Source organism: Vibrio sp. Y176, from assembly GCF_033438945.1.
In genome coordinates this window covers 1-777 of sequence record NZ_JAWOQS010000385.1, presented here as the reverse complement: position 1 = coordinate 777, position 777 = coordinate 1, and the positions used below count along the sequence as shown (strand labels likewise).

Sequence of the window (777 nt, the reverse complement as noted above, 5' to 3'; positions counted from 1 at the left end):
ATACGGCAAATTGATGAGGGTCACGTGCGGTTGCGGTTTCCGCGACGATGTTGGCATCACAACGAAGGTTGGCTGTAACTAAGCGAGTTTGCACGGCGCCGACAGCCATGGCGGCTGGAATTGGCAACTTGCCTTTAACTAATGCGCGGTCGGAAAGAACCACTAAGACGGTACCTTCTCGCACCACTTGTTCAGCTTGATCACATAAGTCATCAATCGCTTGTTTGAGATCTTTATCTTGTGGATCGTAGTTTATGTCGAGAATGGTATTGCGGTAGTGATCGTCACCCAGCTCAAGCAACTGCTGCATGTCAGAGTAAAGTAGCACTGGAGAATCAAATGTCACTCGATGCGCGTGGCCGTCGGTTTCACAGAAGACGTTCATCTCCTGACCTATACTGGTGGCTAACGACATAACATGCTTTTCACGTAGTGGATCGATAGGCGGGTTGGTGACCTGAGCAAACTTCTGGCGGAAGTAATCGGTAACCAAACGCTCTTTCGAAGACAGCACTGCCATCGGCGTGTCATCGCCCATAGAGCCTACGGCTTCTTGACCCATATCGCAAAGTACGCGCCGAACCTGATCCACTTCTTCTTTGGTCATGGCGAACTGCTTTTGATAGGTCTTAAGCAAATCTTCATCGAAGCTTCGCTCACCCACTTGATCTTCAGGTAACTGAGAGAATGGCGTTAGTTTGCGAACGTTGTTTTCCATCCATTCGCGGTATGGGTGACGAGATTTGAGATCGTTATCGATCTCGCTTGATTGCCACA

1 protein-coding gene is annotated in these 777 nt (G+C 49.3%); it reads right to left on the bottom strand.

Annotated features, from left to right (window positions below; translation table 11 throughout):
• On the bottom strand, window positions 1–777 hold a 777-nt coding region (locus tag R7O13_RS26215), incomplete at both ends, for a glutamate synthase central domain-containing protein (RefSeq protein WP_318305121.1).